Source organism: Gemmatimonadaceae bacterium (assembly GCA_035533755.1).
Classification (GTDB): domain Bacteria; phylum Gemmatimonadota; class Gemmatimonadetes; order Gemmatimonadales; family Gemmatimonadaceae; genus JAGWRI01.
This window is the reverse complement of sequence record DATLTC010000009.1, coordinates 31,318-52,056: the sequence shown is the minus strand read 5'-3', so window position 1 is coordinate 52,056 and position 20,739 is coordinate 31,318. Positions and strand designations below refer to the sequence as shown.

At 70.2% G+C, this 20,739-nt stretch carries 16 protein-coding genes and 2 tRNA genes; 4 read left to right on the top strand and 14 right to left on the bottom strand.

What is annotated here, in order from left to right; translation table 11 throughout:
- Positions 1-34 precede the first annotated feature (34 nt).
- The 4 genes from VNE60_00825 to VNE60_00810 all read right to left on the bottom strand — a co-directional run bounded on the left by VNE60_00825 (position 35) and on the right by VNE60_00810 (position 3,017).
- Entirely contained in the window at positions 35-835 is an 801-nt protein-coding gene (locus tag VNE60_00825; protein HVB30048.1) for a DUF481 domain-containing protein, read from the bottom strand.
- 135 nt (positions 836-970) lie between these two features.
- Positions 971-1,054, bottom strand: a tRNA-Leu gene (locus VNE60_00820).
- Positions 1,055-1,113: 59 nt separating this feature from the next.
- A tRNA-Gly gene (locus VNE60_00815) sits at positions 1,114-1,186 on the bottom strand.
- Between the two features lie 43 nt (positions 1,187-1,229).
- Positions 1,230-3,017: a hypothetical protein gene (locus tag VNE60_00810; GenBank protein ID HVB30047.1), complete on the bottom strand. Its 1,788-nt coding sequence runs from the start codon at positions 3,015-3,017 to the stop codon at positions 1,230-1,232.
- 78 nt (positions 3,018-3,095) lie between these two features.
- Between VNE60_00810 and VNE60_00805 the strand changes: the two genes are divergently transcribed.
- Positions 3,096-4,757, top strand: a complete 1,662-nt coding sequence (locus tag VNE60_00805) for a hypothetical protein (protein HVB30046.1) — start codon at positions 3,096-3,098, stop codon at positions 4,755-4,757.
- Positions 4,758-4,763: 6 nt separating this feature from the next.
- On the opposite strand, the gene recN is transcribed toward VNE60_00805, so the two are convergent.
- From recN to rny, 8 genes are read right to left on the bottom strand one after another with little or no spacing between them, the layout of a single operon-like run.
- On the bottom strand, positions 4,764-6,470 hold the full coding sequence (gene recN, locus VNE60_00800; GenBank protein HVB30045.1) for a DNA repair protein RecN: 1,707 nt from the start codon (positions 6,468-6,470) through the stop codon (positions 4,764-4,766).
- On the bottom strand, positions 6,464-7,345 hold the full coding sequence (locus VNE60_00795; protein HVB30044.1) for an NAD(+)/NADH kinase: 882 nt from the start codon (positions 7,343-7,345) through the stop codon (positions 6,464-6,466). Before VNE60_00795 ends, recN begins: the two co-directional genes overlap by 7 nt.
- Complete coding sequence (dxs, locus tag VNE60_00790) at positions 7,342-9,240, bottom strand: 1-deoxy-D-xylulose-5-phosphate synthase (GenBank protein ID HVB30043.1); 1,899 nt, start codon at positions 9,238-9,240, stop codon at positions 7,342-7,344. Before dxs ends, VNE60_00795 begins: the two co-directional genes overlap by 4 nt.
- 37 nt (positions 9,241-9,277) lie before the next feature.
- Complete coding sequence (locus VNE60_00785) at positions 9,278-10,171, bottom strand: farnesyl diphosphate synthase (GenBank protein ID HVB30042.1); 894 nt, start codon at positions 10,169-10,171, stop codon at positions 9,278-9,280.
- The gene (gene xseB, locus VNE60_00780) at positions 10,164-10,376 is read right to left on the bottom strand and encodes an exodeoxyribonuclease VII small subunit (GenBank protein ID HVB30041.1); all 213 of its coding nucleotides are present in this window, start codon (positions 10,374-10,376) and stop codon (positions 10,164-10,166) included. The genes VNE60_00785 and xseB overlap by 8 nt, the downstream gene beginning before the upstream one ends.
- A complete protein-coding gene (gene xseA / locus VNE60_00775; GenBank protein ID HVB30040.1) occupies positions 10,373-11,614 on the bottom strand; it encodes an exodeoxyribonuclease VII large subunit in 1,242 nt (413 codons plus the stop codon). The genes xseB and xseA overlap by 4 nt, the downstream gene beginning before the upstream one ends.
- Positions 11,614-12,516, bottom strand: coding sequence for a bifunctional methylenetetrahydrofolate dehydrogenase/methenyltetrahydrofolate cyclohydrolase FolD (folD, locus tag VNE60_00770; protein HVB30039.1), 903 nt, complete (start codon positions 12,514-12,516; stop codon positions 11,614-11,616). Before folD ends, xseA begins: the two co-directional genes overlap by 1 nt.
- Positions 12,506-14,089, bottom strand: a complete 1,584-nt coding sequence (rny, locus tag VNE60_00765) for a ribonuclease Y (GenBank protein ID HVB30038.1) — start codon at positions 14,087-14,089, stop codon at positions 12,506-12,508. Before rny ends, folD begins: the two co-directional genes overlap by 11 nt.
- 284 nt (positions 14,090-14,373) lie before the next feature.
- Between rny and VNE60_00760 the strand changes: the two genes are divergently transcribed.
- The 3 genes from VNE60_00760 to VNE60_00750 are packed head-to-tail and all read left to right on the top strand — an operon-like array spanning position 14,374 to position 19,000.
- Complete coding sequence (locus VNE60_00760; protein ID HVB30037.1) at positions 14,374-16,152, top strand: FAD-dependent oxidoreductase; 1,779 nt, start codon at positions 14,374-14,376, stop codon at positions 16,150-16,152.
- Positions 16,149-17,948 (top strand): 2-oxoacid:acceptor oxidoreductase subunit alpha, encoded by a 1,800-nt coding sequence (locus VNE60_00755; GenBank protein HVB30036.1) that lies wholly within the window; start codon positions 16,149-16,151, stop codon positions 17,946-17,948. The genes VNE60_00760 and VNE60_00755 overlap by 4 nt, the downstream gene beginning before the upstream one ends.
- Positions 17,945-19,000: a 2-oxoacid:ferredoxin oxidoreductase subunit beta gene (locus VNE60_00750; GenBank protein HVB30035.1), complete on the top strand. Its 1,056-nt coding sequence runs from the start codon at positions 17,945-17,947 to the stop codon at positions 18,998-19,000. Before VNE60_00755 ends, VNE60_00750 begins: the two co-directional genes overlap by 4 nt.
- Positions 19,001-19,006: 6 nt before the next feature.
- Here the strand turns inward: VNE60_00750 and VNE60_00745 are convergent, their stop codons facing one another.
- Positions 19,007-19,906: a hypothetical protein gene (locus tag VNE60_00745; GenBank protein ID HVB30034.1), complete on the bottom strand. Its 900-nt coding sequence runs from the start codon at positions 19,904-19,906 to the stop codon at positions 19,007-19,009.
- Between the two features lie 2 nt (positions 19,907-19,908).
- Entirely contained in the window at positions 19,909-20,685 is a 777-nt protein-coding gene (locus VNE60_00740) for a hypothetical protein (protein ID HVB30033.1), read from the bottom strand.
- Positions 20,686-20,739 lie beyond the last annotated feature (54 nt).

Genomic DNA, 20,739 nt, shown 5'->3' with positions numbered 1-20,739 from the left:
ACGACCGCTTCGACGGCCGCCGCCCCCGCCGTGTCTACCAGCCCGCGGTCACGCCGAACAGCATCTGCCCGTCGTTGTATGACCTGGCGCCGCGCGTGAGGGCCCCGCTGTCGTAGTTGTCGGTCAAGCTCATGGACAGGCCGACCGTGCCGTTCATCTTGTAGCGGAGCTGCGTATTGGACGACACGAGGAACTGCGCCGCCCCGCTCGCGCTCGGCTGCCACGACGTGGAGTGAGAGATATCCACCCGGTCGTCGAAAGCGTGGTGCAGCTTGGCGAGCCAGGACCAGCGGGCCAGCCGCTCGTCGGGTAGGTGCACCGTGCTGTCCTGGGCCTTGGTCCGCTCCGCCGACAGCGAGAGGCTCAGGCTGGCGTCCGTGTCGTGGCGGCGCACCACGTTCCACTTGGCGCCGGCGCCAAAGCTGTACCGGGCCGCGATGCGCTTCTCGAGGCTCGATTCGAAGGTCGTAGTGACGAAGGTGGACACCGGCGCCAGCGGCTGCGCATTCGCGGTGAGCGTGCCCATCCATGTGCGCTTGGTGACGGTGCGCGGGCCGGTGCCCAGCGACGCCTCGCCGTAGAGCGTCTGGAGCTCGGCGGCCACCGCCAGGGCCGAATCCACGCGCGCCAGCTTGCCATCGGCGCCCAGCACCTGCTGCGACGTATTGCCGAAGAAGATGCTGGCGTTGGCGAGGGCGCTCCCCCGCCAGAGCTTGGGCGGGTGGGGCGGCTGCTTGGGCACAGGAGAGGCCGAGAGCGACATCGGCACGCACGTCGCGAGCAGCGCAGCCGCTGCCAGCGCGCGGGAGATGGGATGACGAAGGAGCCAAGGCATGACGAAAAATAGGAAGGGAACGCTGCGGATCCACCCGTTGTACACAATTTCTTGGCGGCGGTTCGAGCGGAGGGACCAGGCAACGTCGCGACGCGGCGGTTACCTGCCGAGCGTGGGCTCACGCGGTGCCATCAATGCCGGGGCCGGGTCTCGAACCCGGATGGGATTGCTCCCAAGGGATTTTAAGTCCCTCGCGTCTACCAGTTTCGCCACCCCGGCGGGGGAAATGAAAAGGGAGCGGCCGAAGCCGCTCCCCATTCTACATCATCCCGGTACAGAGCGGGAAACGGGACTCGAACCCGCGACCCCAACCTTGGCAAGGTTGTGCTCTACCAACTGAGCTATTCCCGCGTGCCCCCAATATAGCCGCCGCCCGTGGCGGGCGACAAGAAGATCAGGGCTGCTCGCCGAGGGCGTGCACGGCGTACCAGATGCTCCACGCCACGAGACCCGAGAGCGACGCGTCACCGCCGTTCGCCGTGGCCCGGCCGTCGTCGTCCACCAGGGCGGCGGCGAACCCGCCGTCGAGCGGCGCCCGGCGGAACCACCGCAGTGCCGCCTGCGCGTCGGGGCCGATCAGCCGCGCGCAGCGCTGCGCCAGTTCGGCGGCCGGGACGCCCATCGCCTTGGCGGTGCGCCGGTAGTCGGAGTCGTGCCGCTCCACGAATTCATACAGCGGCAGCCAGAGTGCCGACCCCGCCGGATCGTCGAGCAGAGAGGCCTCGCCGGCCATGTCGATGGACGACGCGAACACCTGCGCGCCCTCGCTCGACTTGAGAAAGTGGCGGCGCAGCGCGGCGCGCACGGCCGCGGGATCCTGCACGTCATGCGCCGTCGTTTCGTCGAGCGTACGGCGGAGGACGTCGAGCGCCATCGCGACCACCGCGTTGCCGTGGAGCGGATACGGGTAGGCGATGGGCGCGCCCGACGGCCCGACTTCGGTGGAATACAGCGGCCGGTCGTGGTCGCGCCGGCCCGCCAGTTCGTCGTGCGCGAGATAGAGCGTATCGGCGAGCACCGGCTCGTCGACGATGCGTTCGTCATTCGTGTCGCGGATGTAGCGCTCCACGGCGAGCGGGTACGACGCCGCCCCTTCGAGCGAGAAGCCGGGTTCGAACAGCGTCCCGTCCAGATAGTGCACGCCGCGGCCGGGCGCATACCCGTGCAGCTCGCACATGCGGAGGATGAGCTCGCGGGCCAGGGTGGGATCGGCGAGCTGGACGGCGGGGATCGTCCAGGTGAGCGCCTCCCAGTCGCGCACCGTCACCCCTGCCCCGTGCCACGGGGCGCGCGTTCGCATCAAATAGTAGTGCGCGTCGTCGAGGGCCCGGCCCACGCCGTAGAAGTACGCGAACAGCAGGTTCCGGTTGATCAGGCGGTCCGTGGCCTCGCTGCCGGTGGACTGTTCGAGCGACTGGATGGCGTCGCGCGTCTCGGCCAGGAGGGCGCGCCAGCCGCGGCGCCTGAGGACGGACACCGAGGCCTGGGCGCCGTCGCGCTCCGGACCGGCCGCGAGGTAGAACGCGACCTGCTCCTGGCCCCCCGGCGCGAGCTCCAGGGTGCGGACGAGCGAGAACCGGGGGTGGTCGCCCTCCTGCACCTCCAGGGCGGCGTCCCCGTCGGCGCCCACCGCCATCGCCACGAGCCCGGGCTCGGCGCGGCCATCGAGCAGTACGACGTCCCCGGCGATCGTGGCGCGATGCCCGTCGGCGAACGGACGCGGCGTGCGCACGCGCAACTGGCGGTGACCCAGCACCCCATCGAGTCCGATGCGCACGCTGCACGCGCGATCGGAGCGATTCTCCAGCGACACCGCGTACACGGCGCCGGCCACGTCGGCGTCGCGCCCGAACGGCGCGAACGCCGTGCCGCGCAGGAGCAGCGGCCCCGCCTGGCAGGTGAACGTGGGCAGCCAGCCCAGGGCGCGTTCCCACGCGATCGGCGCCGCCGACAGGTCCTGCGCCACGCCATCGATCACCAACGTCGGCCGGAGCAGCGGCGGGCCGTCGCCGTCCACGAAGCCGGCGTCCCCCGCGAACTCGACGGCCGCGCGAGCACCGCGGTGCAGGACGCCCACGGCATGGATGGCTCCGGTGGCCGGATGGATGCACGGCAAGGCGAGCCAATGGTTGCCGGTGATCTGCCACGGCACGCGCGGAATGGGGAGCGAAGACAGGGGCACGGTGTAGAGGTTAGCTTTGATGGGTTGTCCGGTAGGATAATAAGCTCGCGCCTTCACCCCAGCGACTCGCCTCACCGCATGCATCGCACGCGCGCCGTTTCCGCCTGCTTCCTGTTCGTGCTCCTGGCCGCCGCCCCGAGCCCCGCCCGAGCCCAGGCCGGGCTCGGGCACCTCGACGACGCGACGGTCGTTCCCAAGGGCGTCTTCCGGTTCCGCGCCATCACCGCGTGGACACGCTTCGACTCCCGGTTCGCCCCCGCGGGCAGCGCCAAGCCCACGATCCCGCTGGGCGCCGAGTTCAGCTTCGATTCCCTTGGCGTGGCCCAACTGCCCGCGCTGACCGGTGCCCAGAATGCCATCCAGTCGCTCACCGGCGCCCCGTTCCGGCTGTCGCTGGGCCTGACCCGGGGCGTGGCCGACGCGCGCATCGTGGTCACGCCGATCCAGGTGGAATACGGCCTCACGCACCGCATCACGCTCGGCGTCATGCTGCCGCTGGTCCGCACGCGCACGGATTTCCTGCTGCGCGTGAACCCGTTGGGCACCGAGGGCAACGTGGGGCTGAATCCGGCCGCGGTGAACCTCGGCGCCCTGGCCAGGGACAGCGCCGTCGTGGCGCAGCTGCTCACCGCCGCGACCAGTCTCGAGGCCACCCTCCAGAGCTGCCAGGCCAATCCCGCCGCCAATCCGAACTGCGGGGTGATCCTCTCCCGTTCGCAGGACGTGACGACGCTGCTCCAGAGCGCGACGCAGTTCGGGTCCACCTTCGGCGCGGTGTACGGCGCCAGCACGCAGCAGCGCGGCGCGGCGGTGGTGCCGGTGACGGGCAGCACCGCGGACCTGGCCATCCGCACGCGCCTCACGCAACTCGATTCCTCGTTCCGCGCCTTCCTCGGCGCGGGGCCGCTGATCACCTCCACGCCGGCCGCCGCCGGCGCCGTGGTGGGCTCCGGCGACCTGCAATCCCTGCTGCACCAGCCGGGCGTGGCCGGCATCGACTCGCTCAGCAGCGTGATTCGCATCGGGATGGGCGATCTGGAATTGAGCTCCACGGTGATGCTGCTGGACGGATTCGCGGACTCGAGCGCGGCCGCGCGGGCCAGGACATGGCACGCGCGGGCCACGATCACCGGCACCTACCGCCTGCCCACGGGCCAACTGGCGAGCGCGAGCAACCCGCTCGACATCGCCACCGGGCGCGGCACGTCGGCGGTCGCGGCGCGGCTGGCCACCTACGTGCAGCACGGGCCGCGCCTCGGGCTCGCGGTGAACGCCGAGTTCACGCAGCCGCTCGGCCAGACCAAGACCGGCGCATTCCCGCTGGCGTACGGGGCGCCGTTCCCCCCGTCCACCTCGGACGCCTATCCGTACAAGCCCGGCGCGGTGCTGGCCGTCGAAGTGGCACCGCGGTGGCAGGTGACCGACCTGTTCGGTGTGTACGGCACGTACGACTATCGCCACGTGGCGGCCAACGACTACGGCAGCCTGTTGGCGGGGGCGGCAGGCGACGCGGCCACGCCGGTCGCGGTGTTCGATGGCGTCACGAGCGCCCCGGGGACGATGCACGCTGCCGGGTTCGGCGTCACCTTCTCCACGGTCACGGAGTATGAGCGCGGAAAGTCCAAGCTGCCGATCGACATCTCGTTCACACACGTGGAAGCGTTGGGCGGCGCCCAGCGCATGCCCAAGACGTTCCGCGATCAGATCCAGATCCGCCTGTACTACCGGCGCGGCGAGTAGCCGCGCTCAGGAGCGGCGCGTCGTCCGCTTGCGATCGGCCAGCGGCGGCGCGGCGGCCGCCGCATCGAGCAACTCGGCGGCATGGGCGCGGCTCACCGCGCTCTCGGGATCGCCGCCGAGCATGCGCGCGATCTCGGCCACGCGCGCTTCGCCGTCCAGCACCGCGATGCCGGCCGTGGTCACGCCCCCTCTGGCGTCCTTGCTGACGCGGATGTGGTGGTGGGCCCGCGCGGCGATCTGGGGCAGGTGCGTGATCGCGAACACCTGATGGGTGCCGGCCACGCGGCGCATCGTGTCGCCCACCTGGAGGCCGACGCGGCCTCCGATGCCCGCGTCCACTTCGTCGAACACGAGCGTGGGCACGTGATCGAGGCCGGCGAGGATGGTCTTGAGCGCCAGCATCACGCGACTCAATTCGCCGCCCGACGCCACGCGTGACAGCGGCCGCGCCTCGTGGCCCACGTTCAGCGACACGCGGAACTCCACGTCCTCCGCTCCCTCGGCGCCCACGGCGGCGCGCGGGGCGAGGCGCACTTCCAGGTGGCCGTCGGCCATGCCGAGCGCGGGGAGCACCGCGTCCACGGCGGTCGCCAGACGCGACGCCGCCGCGGCGCGCTTCCGGGACAGCGCGCCGGCGGCCTGGTCGAGGCGCTTCACGGCGGCGCCCTCGCGCTCCCGCAGGGCGCGCAGGTCGATGCCCGACGAATCGACGAGATCCAATTCGCGACGCGCGTCACGTCCCTGCCGCACGGCGTCGGCGAGCGTGGGGCCGTACTTCTTGACCAGGCGGAACAGCAGATCCCGGCGGCGGCGCACCTCGTCGAGGCGCTGCGGGTCGAGGTCCACCGCCTCCTGGTACTGCTCGAGCTCGCGCGCCACCGCCTCGAGCGCGTAATACGCACTATCGTATGATTCCTGCAGGCGGCCGAGCGACGGATCCACACGCTGCAGTTGGTGCAGCACGCGTTCGAGCGCGCCGAGTTGGCCGAGCAGGCCCTGCTCATCGCCGGTGAGCGCCCCGAGTGCCGACGCGCCGAGGGCCCGCAGTTCGTCGGCGTTCTCCAGCCGGTTGGCCTCCTCCTCCAGCCGCGCGTCCTCGCCGTCGACGAGCCGGGCGTCGTCGATCTCCTGGGCCACGTGCCGCAGATAGTCGGCACGCTTCTGCGCCGCCGCCGTCCGCTGTTCGAGGTCGGCGATTTCGTGGCGCACGTCACGCACCGCGGCGAACGCATCACGCGCGGCCGCCGCGTCGCCGGCGGCTCCCCCGAACGCGTCGAGGATGGCGCGCTGCGCTTCGGCGTCGAGTAGCGCCTGCGCCTCGTGCTGCCCGTGGAGGTTCACGAGCAGCCGGCCGATCTCGGCCAATACCCCCGTCGTGACGGTGGAGCCGTTCACCCAGGCGCGGGCCCGGCCCGCCGCCACCTCGCGCTTGAGCACGACCAGGGTATCGTCCATCTCGATGCCGTGGGCGTCGAGCAGCGCGCGGATGCCGGGTTGGTCGGCCACGTCGAACACCCCCTCCACCGTCGCGCGCTCGGCGCCCGTGCGAATGAGATCGGCGCTGGCGCGCTCCCCGAGCAACAGCCCCAGCGCGCCGACGATGATCGACTTGCCGGCGCCCGTCTCGCCGGACAACACGTTGAACCCGGGCGACAGCGGCAGCGACAGCGACTCGATGATGGCGAAGTTGCGGATGCGCAGTTCGATCAGCATGCCGGCGACTGATCCCGCTCGGGAAGCCCGCCCCAGCCCAGCTTCTGCCGAAGCGTGGAGAAGAAGCTGCTCCCGGGGAACCGCACGATCCCGATGCCGTGCGCCGCGCGGCGCACGCGCAACGTCTCGCCCGGAGCGAACGACGTGCCCGCCTGGCCGTCCACCGTGACCAGCAACTCCTCGGGACCACCTTCCGACTGCACCGTGACCACGGAGTCGGCGGGCAGCACCACCGGCCGGATGGCCAGCGCGTGCGCCGACACCGGCGTGACGAGCAGCGTCTCGAGCGTCGGGAAGAGAATCGGGCCGCCCGCCGACAGCGAATACGCCGTGGAACCGGTGGGCGTGCAGATCACGACGCCGTCGGCGGCGTAGCTGGCCACGGTCTCTTCGTTGGCCGACACGCGCAGCGTGACGACGCGCGCGAACCCGCCCTTGTGGAGCACGATGTCGTTGAGCGCGAACCACTCCTGCCGCGACCGGCCGAACGTGTCGAGCACCGCGCCGTGCAGGGCGATGCGCGTCTCCACGGTGTAGTCGCCGCGCGCGAATCGCATGAGCGCGGTCTCGAACTGGTCGGACGGGCACCCGGTGAGGAACCCGAGCCGCCCCAGGTTCACCCCGAGGATCGGGACCTGGTGGCCCTCGAGCAGCCGGGCGCCGCGGAGCAGCGTGCCGTCGCCGCCCAGCGTCACCAGCGCATCGAGCTGCGACGGATCCTCGAGCACGGCGCCCAACGCGCCGTCGTCGCGCAGATCGGATTCGACATACAGGTCGAGCCCCAAGCCCGGCGCGATCTGGCCCAGCGTGCGCAGGACCGCGCCGAGGCCCGCCTCGGCGTACCCGCGATGCCCGATCACGCCGAGGCGAATCACCGGGCCATCGCCTCGCTCCCGTGCAGGGCCCGCACGCGTTCGGCGATGCCCTCCGGCGTCAGCCCGCAGATCTCGAGTTGCTTGTTCCGCGGCGCCGCGTAGATGATGCGGTCCGGCACGCCCAGCGTGTCCACCCGCACCGCCGGATCGTGCCGCTCGATGATCGCGGTCATGTAGGCGCCGAATCCGTTGACCACCGTGCCCTCCTCCACCACGAGCACCTGCTTGTGGTCGGCGAGCACCGCGGCCAGCGTCACTTCATCGTACGGCTTGAGGAAGCGGCAGTTGACGACCGTCACGTGGAGCCCTTCGGCGGCCAGCACGTCGGCCGCGTCGAGCGACGACTGCACCATGGTGCCGACGGCGAGGATCGCCACGTCGGCGCCGTGCCGCCGCACTTCCCAGGTGCCATAGGGCACGGACGCGATGTCCTGCACGGGCGGCGTGTCGTCGGGCACGGCGGCGCGCGGGTACCGCAAACAGAACGGCCCCCCATCGTGCTCCAACCCGGCGCGGAGCAGGCCGAGCATCTCGCGCCCGTCCTGCGGCGCGGTGACGGTCATGTTCGGCACGGTGAGCATATACGCGATGTCGTACAGGCCCATGTGCGTCTCGCCGTCCTCGCCGACCAGGCCGGCGCGGTCCATGCAGAAGACCACGGGGAGCGACTGGATGGCCACGTCGTGGATGATGTTGTCGAATCCGCGCTGCAGGAACGTGGAGTAGATCGCCACCACCGGGCGCAGGCCGCGCGTGGCGAGCCCCGCCGCGAACGTCACGGCGTGGCCCTCGGCGATGCCGACATCGAAGAACCGGCTGGGCACGGCGCTGGCCACGAACGACGTCCCGGTGCCGCTCGGCATCGCCGCCGTGATCGTCACCACGCGCGGATCCGCTTCGGCGATCGCGGCCAACCCCTTGCCGAACACCGTGGTGTACGCCGGATTGCCGGTGGATGCCTTGAGCGGCTTGCCCGTGGACGGATCGTGCCCGGGCGGAAGCGCGTGCCACTTCTCGCCCGCCGAGTGCTCGCCGGCCGGGTAGCCTTTGCCCTTCTGCGTGATCACGTGGACGAGCCGCGGACCGGACATGTTGCGGACCGCCGTGAACGTGTCGAGCAGGGTTCCGATGTCGTGTCCGTCGATGGGGCCGAAGTAGCGGAACCCCAACTCCTCGAACAGCACGCCGGGCGTGAGGAACGACTTGACGCTCTCCTCCCACTTCTTGACCCACGCGCCCATGCCGGCCAGCGGTCCCGGCGCCTTGTCCACGATGTCGCCGATCGCCGTGCGTAGCCGGTTGTACAGCGGATTGCGCTGCACCGAATTCAGGTATTTGGACATCGCGCCCACGTTGGGGGCGATGGACATCTCGTTGGCGTTGAGCACGACCACGATGTCGCGGTCGGAATGGCCGGCATTGTTCAGCCCTTCGTAGGCCAGGCCGCTCGTGAGCGCGCCGTCGCCGAGGACCGCGACGACCTTGTAGTCGTCCCCACGGATGTCGCGGCCCGCGGCCACGCCGAGCGCGGCGGAGATGGCCGTGGCCGCATGCCCCGCGCCGAACACATCGTACTCGCTCTCGCTGCGCTTGAGGAATCCCGAGATCCCGCCTTCCTTGCGCAGGGTCTCCATCCGATCGTTGCGCCCGGTGAGCAGCTTGTGCGGATACCCCTGGTGGCCCACGTCCCACACGAGCTGGTCGCGCGGCGTCTCGAACACCGCGTGCAGCGCGATCGTGAGTTCCACCACGCCGAGGCCGGCGCCGATGTGGCCTCCCGTGCGGGAGCACACGTCGATGAGGCGGGCGCGCATCTCGTCGGCCAGCGTATTCAGGTCGGCACGACTGAGGGCGCGGACGTCGGCGGGCGATTGGATGCGATCGAGAATGGTCATGAGGCTCGGATTCTGGCCTGGCTATTGTACAAAGGTACTACGATCGGCGGGCGATGATGAACCGCGCCAGGCCGTCCAGTTCCGCCGTGAGCAGACCGGCCCGGGCCAGCGCCGCGCACCCCTCGCCGACCAGCGCGTCCGCTCTGGCCACCGCTCCCTCCACGCCCAGCAGCGCCGGGTAGGTGCTCTTGCCGAACGCCACGTCCTTGCCCGCCGTCTTGCCCAGTTCGTCGGTGGTCGCCGTCACGTCGAGCACGTCGTCGGCGATCTGGAACGCCAGCCCCACGCTCGAGCCGAACCGATCGAGGGCCGCCATGGCGTCTGGCGCGGCGCCCGCGGCCAGCCCGCCGAGCTTGACCGACGCCGCGATCAGCGCGCCCGTCTTGGCCCGGTGGATGCGCTCCAGATCGGCCACGGTCAGGGAGCGCCCCTCCCCTTCGAGATCGAGCAACTGCCCGCCAATCATCCCCCCCGCCCCGGACGCGCGCATGAGTTCCTGGACGATGCGTTGCCCCAGGGCCGGAGCGAGCCCCATGTCGCGAGCCGCCTGGGCCGCAGCCCGGGCCGCGAGCGGCACCATGGCCACGCCCGCTGCCGTTGCCGCGGCCACGCCGAAGACGCGATGCACCGTGGGCCGGCCGCGCCGCATGTCGTCGTCGTCCATGCACGGGAGGTCGTCGTGCACGAGCGAGTACGCATGCACCACTTCGATGGCCGCCGCGAGGCCGGCGGCGTCCCCGCGTCCGCCCGCCGCCCGGTAGCCGGCCAGGAACAGCACCCCGCGCAGCCGCTTCCCGCCCCCTTCGAGGCTGTAGCGAATGGCGTCGCCCACCGGGCCGGCCAGCGGACGGGTCTCGCGGTCGGTGAGCACCCCGAGCGCCGCATCCACCGCCGCTCGATCAGCGGCGAATTCCGGCCGGGTGTCAGTCACGCAGGTCGGTGACCTCGAACGTGCCGTCGGCGCGCTCGACCAGCCGCTGGACCTGGGCTTCGGCCTTGCTGAGCTCGGCCGTGGCGTCGCGCAGACAGGCGATGCCTTCCTCGAACAGGGCGAGGGCGCGCGCGAGGTCGAGCGTATCGCCCTCCAGTTCGGCCACGATGTCCTCCAGCCGTTGCAGCCGCGTCTCGAAACTCATGCGCGCTCCTGGATGTCGATCGCGCGGGCGCCGACCCGGCCGTCGCGCAACGTGAGATCGAACGTCGATCCCGGGGTGAACTGCGCCGCCGACGACAGCACGCGCCCCGACGGGTCGCGGGCCACGGCATAGCCGCGCTCCAGCGTGGCCAGTGGGCTCAGCGCATCGAGCCGGCCGGCCAGGGCCTGCATCCGGGCGCGCCGACGCTCGACGGCGCGCGACGCGCGCCCGTGCATCGCGCGCCCCGCGCGCTGCAGCCGGAGCGCCGACACATCCAGTCGCGACCCCACGGCGCGCCGGAGGCGCGCGCCGAGCAGCCGCACCTCCGTGGCCAACTCGCTCACCGCGCGCACGGCGGCCTCGGCCGCCGCGCTCGGCGTGGGCGCGCGCAGATCGGCCACGAGGTCGCAGATCGTCACGTCCACCTCGTGGCCCACCGCCGAGATCGTGGGCAGCGGACAGGCGGCCAGGGCGCGGGCCACGGCCTCGTCGTTGAACGCCCAGAGGTCCTCGCGCGCGCCGCCGCCGCGTCCGATGATCAGCAGGTCGGCGTCGCCCCACCGCGCCAGCCGGTCGAGCGCGGCGCACAATTCGGCGGGCGCCGTCTCGCCCTGCACGGCGGCGGGGATGACGACCACCTCCACGCCCGGGGCGCGCCGCCGGATCACGGCCGTGATGTCGTGCAGCGCGGCGCCGGTGGGACTCGTGATCACGGCGATACGGCGCGGATAGCGCGGGATGGGGCGCTTGCGTTCCGGGGCCAGCAGTCCGTCGGCTTCGAGCCGGGCGCGCGTCTGCTCGAACGCCTTGCGCCAGAGCCCGTCGCCCGCCGCTTCGAGGCGGCGGATCCCGAACTGCATCTCGCCGCGCGCAGCGTACACCGTGAGCTGGCCCAGCGCCGAGACCAGCATCCCGTCGTCCGGGGCCGCCGGAATGCCGCGCTGGTCGCGCGCCCAGACCACGCAGCGGATCTGCGCCGACGCGTCGCGCAGCGAGAAGTACCAGTGGCCGTTGCGGTGCGCCTTGAAATCGCTGACCTCGCCGCGCACCCAGAGCGGCGAGAAGGCTCCGTCGATCACGGCCTTGGCCGTCTGGGTGAGGAGGGCGACCGGGATCGCCGTCTCGGCGCGCTCACCCGGCGCCGCATCGGGCGCGATCATCCCCGCGGCGTCGGCCGGCGCCTCGAACAGGTCAAAGCCGCCCGCGCCCGATCCGCGCGGCTCGCGCCCGCGGGGCATCAGCCGAGCGCGCGGAACGCGGCTCGCACCGTGTTCTGGAGCAACATCGCGATCGTCATCGGCCCCACACCGCCCGGCACCGGAGTGATCAACGCCGCCACCTGCTTCACGCCCTCGAAATCCACGTCCCCCACCAGGCGGTAGCCCTTGGGCGCCGTCTCATCGGCCAGGCGATTCATGCCGACGTCGATCACCACGGCGCCCGGCTTCACCATGTCGGCGGTGATGAGGTGGGCGCGTCCGACGGCGGCGATGATGATGTCGGCCCGGCGGGTGTGCTCGGCCAGATCGCGCGTGCGTGAATGGCACACCGTGACCGTCGCGTCGGCGTCGGCGCCCGCCTGGACGAGGAGCGCCGCCATCGGCTTGCCCACGATGTTGCTGCGGCCCACGACCACCACGTTGGCGCCCCGCGTCTCCACGCCGTAGGCGCGCAGCATGGCCATCACGCCGGCCGGCGTGCAGGGAGCGTAGCCCTCCTTGGAGCCGGTGAGCAGCAGTCCCACGTTGTACGGGTGGAACCCGTCCACGTCCTTCTCGGGGTCAATGCGGCGGATCACGACGTCGGGGTCGATGTGCTTGGGCAGCGGCATCTGCACGAGGATGCCGTGCACGGTGCGATCGGCGTTCAGCCGGTCCACGAGCGCGAGCAGATCGCGTTCCGAGGTCGTGGCCGGCAGCCGGATGGTGTCGGACGCGATGCCCGCCTCCTCCGACGCGCGTCCCTTGGAACGCACGTACACGGCGCTCGCCGGATCGTCGCCCACGAGCACCACCGTCAGGCCCGGCGTGAGGCCGCGGGCCGTCAGCGCGGCCGCTTCCTCGGCCACGCGTTCCCGGATCTTCTTGGCGAGGGCGACGCCGTCGATCAGCACGCCCCGCGCCAGCGTGTTATCTGGCAAAGTCCACCGCCCTCGTCTCGCGAATGAGCACGACCTTGATCTGCCCGGGGTACTGCAACTCGGCCTCGATCCGGCGCGCGATCTCCTCCGACAACGTGGCCATGCGCGGATCGTCCACCTGGTCGGGGGCCACGATGACGCGCACCTCCCGCCCGGCCTGGATGGCGAACACGCGCTCCACGCCCTTGTAGCTGGACGCGATCCGCTCCAGCCCCTCCAGCCGCTTCACGTAGGTCTCGAACGCCTCGCGCCGGGCCCCCGGCCGCGATCCCGAGATCGCGTCGGCGGCCTGCACGAGCACCGAGATCTCGGTCTCGTGCGGCACGTCGTCGTGGTGGGCGGCAATGCAGTTCACGACCAGCGGATTCTCACCGTACTTCGTGGCCACCTCCACGCCCAGCTGCACGTGCGTGCCCTCGTGCTCGTGCGTGAGCACCTTGCCGATGTCGTGGAGCAGCGCGCCGCGCTTGGCCATTGCCACGTCCAGCCCCAACTCGGCGGCCATGATGCCGGCCAGCCACGCCACTTCCTTGGAATGCTGCAGGATGTTCTGCCCATAGCTGGTGCGCCAGTGCATGCGGCCCACGAGTTTGATCAGCTCCGGGTGCAGTCCGTGGACCCCCGCCTCGTACGCGCCCTCCTCGCCGAACTCGATGATCTGCGTGTCCACTTCCTTGCGCGACTTGTTGACCACTTCCTCGATGCGCCCGGGGTGGATGCGCCCGTCGGCGACGAGCTTCTCGAGCGCGAGCCGCGCGATCTCGCGGCGGATCGGGTCGAAGCACGAGACGACCACCGTGTCGGGCGTGTCGTCGATGATCACGTCCACGCCCGTGGCCAGCTCGAAGGCGCGGATGTTGCGCCCTTCGCGCCCGATGATGCGGCCCTTCATCTCGTCGTTGGGCAACGCCACCGCCGACACCGTGCTCTCGGCCGTGTGATCGGCGGCGATGCGCTGGATGGCGAGGGCCACGATCTTCTTGGCTTCGCGCTCGGCGTTGCGCCGCGCCGTCTCGCGAATCTCGCGGATGCGGTTGGCGGCGTCGGCGTGGGCCTCCTCTTCCATGCGGCGGATGAGTTCGCCCTTGGCGTCCTGCGCCGACATGCCGGCCAACTGCTCGAGCCGGCGGCGTTCCTCGCCGATCAGCTTCTCGAGGTCCTGCTCGCGCTGGATCACGCCCTTCTCGCGGCGGCCGAATTCACTCAGCCGCCGACTCAGATCCTTGTCGCGCTGATCGAGGGCGTCGAACTTGCGATCGAGCACGGCCTCCCGCTCCTCGATGCGCCGTTCCTCGCGCTCCACTTCCTCGCGGCGCCCGCGCGCTTCCAGTTCGAAGGTCTCGCGCAGCTTGATCATCTCTTCCTTGCCGGAGACGATCGCGCTCTTGCGGAGATTTTCGGCTTCGCGCTCGGCGTCGTCCACCACGCGCTTGGCCAACTCCTGGGCGGTGGCCTTGGCCTCCGCCTGGCGCCGCAGCTCCGCCGCACGCCCCTGCCGCCGACCTACAATGAAAAACGCCGGCGACGCAAGCAACAATGCGCCAAGCGCGGCGAGGATCGCGGGAACGTTCATCTGGAATCTATGCTCCACCGCGGACAGGGGGCCCGCGGAACCAGGGACGACCAGGACTCGCAGGGTGCGCTCGCCGCTGCAGTTCCGGCGACACGCCGACGAAGGGCATGACGCGGGGCGAGCTAACTCCTAAGCGCACTTGGACCTACGGGTCGGATGACTACTGAACGGTAAGCTACGGCCGCGCGAAGGAAAAGGCAATGTGACTTCCGCACGCACCGGCTTGCAATCACCTTCCTGTGCCGCGAAACTCCAGCCAACCTGTGTGCGAGGAAAAGAGCTGCATGCACCCGACGGACGTCGCCAACCCGCGTTACTACCATAAAGTCGTCGACTGTCAGTGGGGCTGCCCCGCCCACACGAACGTACCCGAATACATCCGATTGATCGCGCAGGGCCGGTACACGGACTCGTACATGCTCAACCGCGAGTCGAACGTGTTTCCCGGCATCCTCGGTCGCACCTGCGACCGGCCCTGCGAACCCGCGTGCCGCCGCGGCCGCGTGGACGGCAAGCCGGTGGCCATCTGCCGCCTCAAACGCGTGGCCGCTGATCTCCGCGACGACATCCACGACCGTCTGCCGGCAATCCCCGAACAGAAGAACGGCAAGCGCGTGGCGCTCGTGGGTGCCGGTCCGGCGTCGCTCACCGTGGCCAACGATCTCATGCCGCTGGGCTACGAGTGCGTGATCTACGAGAAGCTCACGCAGGCCGGCGGGTTGATGCGTTTCAACATTCCGGCGTTCCGGCTGCCCGCCCACGTGCTCGACGACGAGGTGGGCAACATCCTGGACATGGGCGTGGACATCCGGTACGGCACGCCGGTCGAGAGCATGAAGGCGCTCCTCGACGAACGCTACGACGCCGTGTTCGTAGGCAGCGGCGCGCCCAGAGGCAAGGAACTGGACATCCCGGGACGCTGGGACACCGGCAGCGTGCACATCGGCATCGAGTGGCTGGGGTCCGTGCACTTCGGTCACATCGAGAAGATCGAACCCCGCGTGCTCATCATCGGCGTCGGCAACACGGCGATGGACTGTTGCCGCACGTCCCGGCGACTGGGCGGCACGGACATCAAGGTCGTGGCCCGCCGCTCCCGCCGTTATTTCAAAGCGTCGCCCTGGGAACTCGAGGATGCCGAAGAGGAAGGCATCGAGATCATCGAGAACCATGCCCCCAAGCGCTTCGTGGTCGAGCAGGGCCGGCTCGTGGGGATGGAGTTCGAGCGCCTGCAGTGGACCGAAGAGAACGGCCGTCAGACGAGCACGCTGCTCGACACCGTGATCATCCCCTGCGACGCCGTGATTCTCGCCATCGGCCAGGACAATGCGTTTCCCTGGATCGAACGCGACCTCGGCATCGACTTCGATGCCAAGTGGGACATGCCGATCGTGGACCGGAAGACCTTCCAGTCCACGCGCGCCGGCGTGTTCTTTGGCGGCGACGCGGCGTGGGGCCCCGAGAACATCATCTGGGCCGTGGAGCATGGCCACCAGGCGGCGATCTCGATCCACAACCACTGCCAGAGCGTGCCGGTTGCCGAGCGGCCGGCCGACGGCATGAACCTCGTCAGCTCCAAGATGGGGATGCACGCCTGGAGCTACCACAACGATTACAATCCGTCGCCGCGCGCCGCCATGCAGCACGAGGAGCTCGTGAAGCGCTTTGCCGACGTGTCGGTGGAGGTCGAGCTCGGGTTCACGCCGGAGCAGACGGCGCGCGAGGTGCAACGCTGTCTCAACTGCGACATCGAGACGCAGTTCTCCGCCGCGCTGTGCATCGAGTGCGACGCCTGCGTTGACGTGTGCCCCGTGAACTGTCTCACGATCACCCCCGACGGCGGCACCGAGGCGGATCTGCGCACCCGCCTCTCGGCGCCGGCCGTCAACCTGCAGCAGGACCTGTACGTCTCTGCCCCGCTGCCACAGACCAGCCGTCTCATGGTGAAGGACGAGGACGTGTGCCTGCACTGCGGCCTGTGCGCCGAACGCTGCCCCACGGCGGCCTGGGACATGCAGCGGTTCGACCTCATCACGGCGTACGCCGGCCGGAGCGCGTCATGAGCGGCGTCAACGATTTCGCCTTCAAGATGGCCACCGTCAACGGCACGGGCTCGGCGAGCGCCAACAGCCTCCTCATGCAGGCCATCTTCCGGATGGGGATCCCGGTCACCGGCAAGAACATCTTCCCGTCCAACATCCAGGGACTTCCCACCTGGTACGAAATCCGGGTGAGCAAGGACGGCTACACCGCGCGCCCCGAGCAGATCGACCTGATGGTGGCGCTCAACACGTCCACCTACGCCCGGGACGTGGCGTCGGTGCGGCCGGGCGGATACCTGGTGTACGACGCCACCTGGCCGCTGGACCCCGAGTTGCGGCGCGACGACATCACCATCCTCGGCGTGCCGTTCGGCGAGCTGTGCGTGCAGAACTTCGAAGGCGACCGCAACCGCACGCTACTGCGGAACATCGCATACGCCGGCACGCTCGCCGCGCTGCTCGACATCGACATGGACGTGATCGGCGAGATGCTGCGCGAGAAGTTCTCCAAGAAGCGCTCGCTGCTCGACGCGAACTTCCGGGCCATCGCGCTCGGCCACGACTACGCCACCGCGCATTTTGCGCACCCGCTTCCGTTCCGGCTCGAGCGGATGCACGAAACCGCCGGCGCGATCGTCATCGACGGCAATACGGCCGCCGCGCTCGGCTGCGTCTACGCCGGCGCCACGGTCGGGGCCTGGTATCCGATCACCCCGTCCACGTCGCTCATGGAAGGCTTCAAGGGGTTCTGCGAGCAGTACCGCGTGGACGCGGCCACCGGCGAACGTCGATACGCCATGATCCAGGCCGAGGACGAGTTGGCCGCCGCCGGCATGGTGATCGGCGCCGGCTGGGCGGGCGCCCGCGCCTTCACCTCCACCTCCGGCCCGGGCATCTCGCTGATGGAGGAGTTCATCGGGCTGGCGTACTACGCCGAGGTCCCGTCGGTCTTCTTCGACATCCAGCGCACGGGGCCGTCCACCGGCATGCCCACGCGCACGCAGCAGGGCGATCTGATGGCCATCGCCTACGCTTCGCACGGCGACACCAAGCACATCGCGCTCTACCCGTCCGATCCGGCGGAGTGCTTCTACATGGCGCGCGATGCCTTCGACCTCGCCGAGCGCTATCAGACGCCGGTGTTCGTGGTCTCCGACCTCGACATCGGGATGAACGACTGGATGGTGCCGCGCCTCACGTGGGACGATGCCTATGTGCCCGACCGCGGCAAGGTGCTGTCGGCCGACGACCTGGAACGGATCACCAAGTTCTCCCGCTATGTCGACGTGGACGGCGACGGGATCACCGCCCGGACGCTGCCCGGCGTGCACCCGAAGGGCGCGTACTTCACCCGCGGATCGGGACACGACAAGCACGGCGTGTACACCGAGGATTCCGCCGAGTACCTGGAGGTGGTGGACCGGCTGGCGCGCAAGATCAACGGGGCCGCCAGCGCCGTGCCGGCGCCGGAATTCCGGCGCCAGGCCAACGCCGAGATCGGCATCGTCTCGATCGGCGGCTGCCACGCCGCCGTGCTCGAAGCCGTGGACCGCCTCCGGGCCCAGGGCATCGCGACCGACTACATGCGCATCCGCGGGTTCCCGTTCGATGCACCGGTCGCGGAGTTCCTCAATGCGCACGAACTCGTGTTCGTGGTGGAGCAGAACCGCGATGCGCAGCTCCGCTCGCTGCTCACCCTCGAGACCGGCGTGCCGCGCGACCACATGATTCCCATTCTCGATTACGGCGGGCTGCCGCTCACCGCGCGGACAGTGGTGAACGGCGTGACGCAACACCTGCAGGGAGCCGCGGTATGACGTCGATCACCAAACCTCCGGTCACCCATCCCTCGCTGCCCAAGAACGCGCTGGGTCTCACGCGGCGCGACTACGAGGGATCGATGTCCACGCTGTGCGCCGGATGCGGGCACGATTCGGTGACCGCCGCGCTCATCCAGGCGTTCTGGGAGCTGGATGTTCCGCCCCATCGCGCCGCCAAGATGAGCGGCATCGGGTGTTCATCCAAGACGACCGCGTACATGATGCGCCAGTCGCACGGCTTCAACGGCGTGCACGGCCGCATGCCCGCGTTGGCCACGGGCGCCAACGCGGCCAACCGCGGCCTCACGTACATCGGCATCTCGGGCGACGGCGACTCGCTGTCGATCGGCCTGGGCCAGTTGAGCCACGCCATCCGCCGCAACGTCAATCTGCTCTACGTGCTGGAGAACAACGGCGTGTATGGGCTCACCAAGGGGCAGTTCTCGGCGTCGGCCGACGTCGGCTCCACGTCCAAGAAGGGCGAATCCAACGACCAGCGGCCCATCGATCCGGTGCTCCTGGCGCTCAGTCTCGGCGCCACCTTCGTGGCCCGGGGATTCTCGGGCGACAAGGCCCACCTGGTGCCGATGCTCAAGGCGGGCCTGCGGCACAATGGATTCGCCCTCATCGACGTCATCTCGCCGTGCGTGAGCTTCAACGATCATGTGGGCTCCACCAAGAGCTACCGGTACACGCGCGAGCACTACGAGGATCTGGCCCCCGTGGACTTCGTGCCGATGCGCAAGGAGATCAGGACGCCGGACGGCGCCGGCGCCGCGATGTCGGTGACGATGCACGACGGCAGCGTGGTGCGGTTCCGGAAAACCGACGAGGCGTACGATCCCACGAACCGCGATGCCGCGTACGCGCACGTGCGCGCGCATCAGGAACGCGGCGAAGTGGTCACCGGGCTGCTCTACCTGGACGAGGGCGCCAAGGACATGCACGCGCTGAGCCGCACCGTGCAGCAACCGCTGGTGGAACTGCCCTACTCGACGCTCTGCCCCGGCAACGCCGCGCTCCAGGAACTGCAGAACGAGTATCGGTAGCCGCCCTCAGCCGCCGGCCGCCAACGGCCGCGCCGCGATCGCGCGACTGGGCGTGCCGCGAATGGGAATCGCGGTCACCTCCGGCAGCCCATGCGCCGGCAGGCCCCGCGCAGCGACGGATGCCGCGACGGGAATCCAGAAGAAGGCAGCCGCGGCGGCCGCGGACTCGATGCCCGCCCAGTAGTCGCTGTGCGCGTACAGGTTCCCGCCGTGCGCCATCTGCTGCGTGACCATCCAGGTGGCCCCAGGGCCGCCGTGACGCCCCACCGCGGTCGGGAAGAACCCATCGCCGCCCACCGTCTCGCCGATCGGGAATGCGAGGCGCAGCACCGGGTCACCCTCGGAATACAGGGCGCAGATCCCGCCGGCCCAATCGACGCCCCCGCGCAGTTCCTGGCCGCGATCCACGCGGTCGGTGGGCACCGCTGCCGCCATGAACACCACGCGATCCACGACCACGGAATGCGCCGGGGGCTGCGCGAGACATTCGAGCAGCTCCGCGGCCAGGCGGCAACCCAGCGAGTGCGCAACGACGGACAGCGTGAGCGGTGCGCCGCCCGGTCCGGCCATCGCGCGCAGGTAGACGTCCATCCGCCGCGCGGCGTCGCGTGACACGCCGATCTTGAGCGGATATGACGCCTGGTTGAGCCCGGCGATCGGCTCGTCGCCCGGCCACTGCACGCCCGTGGGATTGCGCGGCATCCAGCCGCCGATCTGGACGGCCGCGATGCCGTCCAGAAACGCGCGCCACGAGTCGCGGGCCGCGGCGGCCGAGTTGGCGTACCCGTGCACGAGCAGCAACACGGCGCCGCCGGCGGGCGGCAGCGTGCCGTGCACGTCCACCACCGGCCCGCCCGAGTCGCACGCGGGCTGGCGCACGCTCAGTTCCGGCAGCGCGGCCGTCACGGCTACTTCCGCAGCCCCTGCACGGCCGCCGTCAGATCCCTGGCCACGGGCGCCAGGAATCCCGCCAGCACCGCGCCGATCACCACCGCCCCCACGCCGCCCACGTAACTCGTGCCTACGTGGAAGCGCAGTAGCAACGCCGCGTAGGTGAGCAGGCCGCACAGCACCAACGAGGCGATCTGCAACGACATCTTCCACCGGTAGCTCACGGCGATCTGGAACGCGTCGATGGCCCGCTGGAACTGGTGCATCACGCGGGCCTTGGCGGCGCTCACCTCCGGCGTGCGCGCGGTCGCGGAATTCATGGCCCCGTTGGCCACGCCGATCAGCATCGCCAGATCGGCGGCGCTGGCGCGCGAACCGACGATCGCCACGAGATTCGGATCGTCCGCGGGATACTCCAGCACCACCTGGAGCGCGGCATTGATCTGGCCGCACATCTGCTCGATGGGCAGATCGTACAGGGCGTGGGCGTCGCCGTCGGTGGCCAGCGACACGAGCCGCGCTTCGGCGGCCGCGGCATCAGGCTGTTGGCGACCGGCGGGCTGCCCGAACAGGACCGCCGACCGATCGGGCACGGCCGCTTCGCGCACCCCGTCCGCCAGCCAGGCGCGGAACCGCCGGCGCTGGTACCAGCGGCGAATGGGGAGCATGTCCTTGGCCGTCTGGATGAGCGCCATCGTGATCACGCCGATGGCGCTGATGGTCGTCAGGTAATCGACGAAGCCAAACGACAGGGACGACGTCCCTGCCTGCAGAACCGCATACACCGGATCCATGCACGACCTCCGGGGGGAACGGTGGAGGTATCGCGATTTGACGCCGGACGGCCG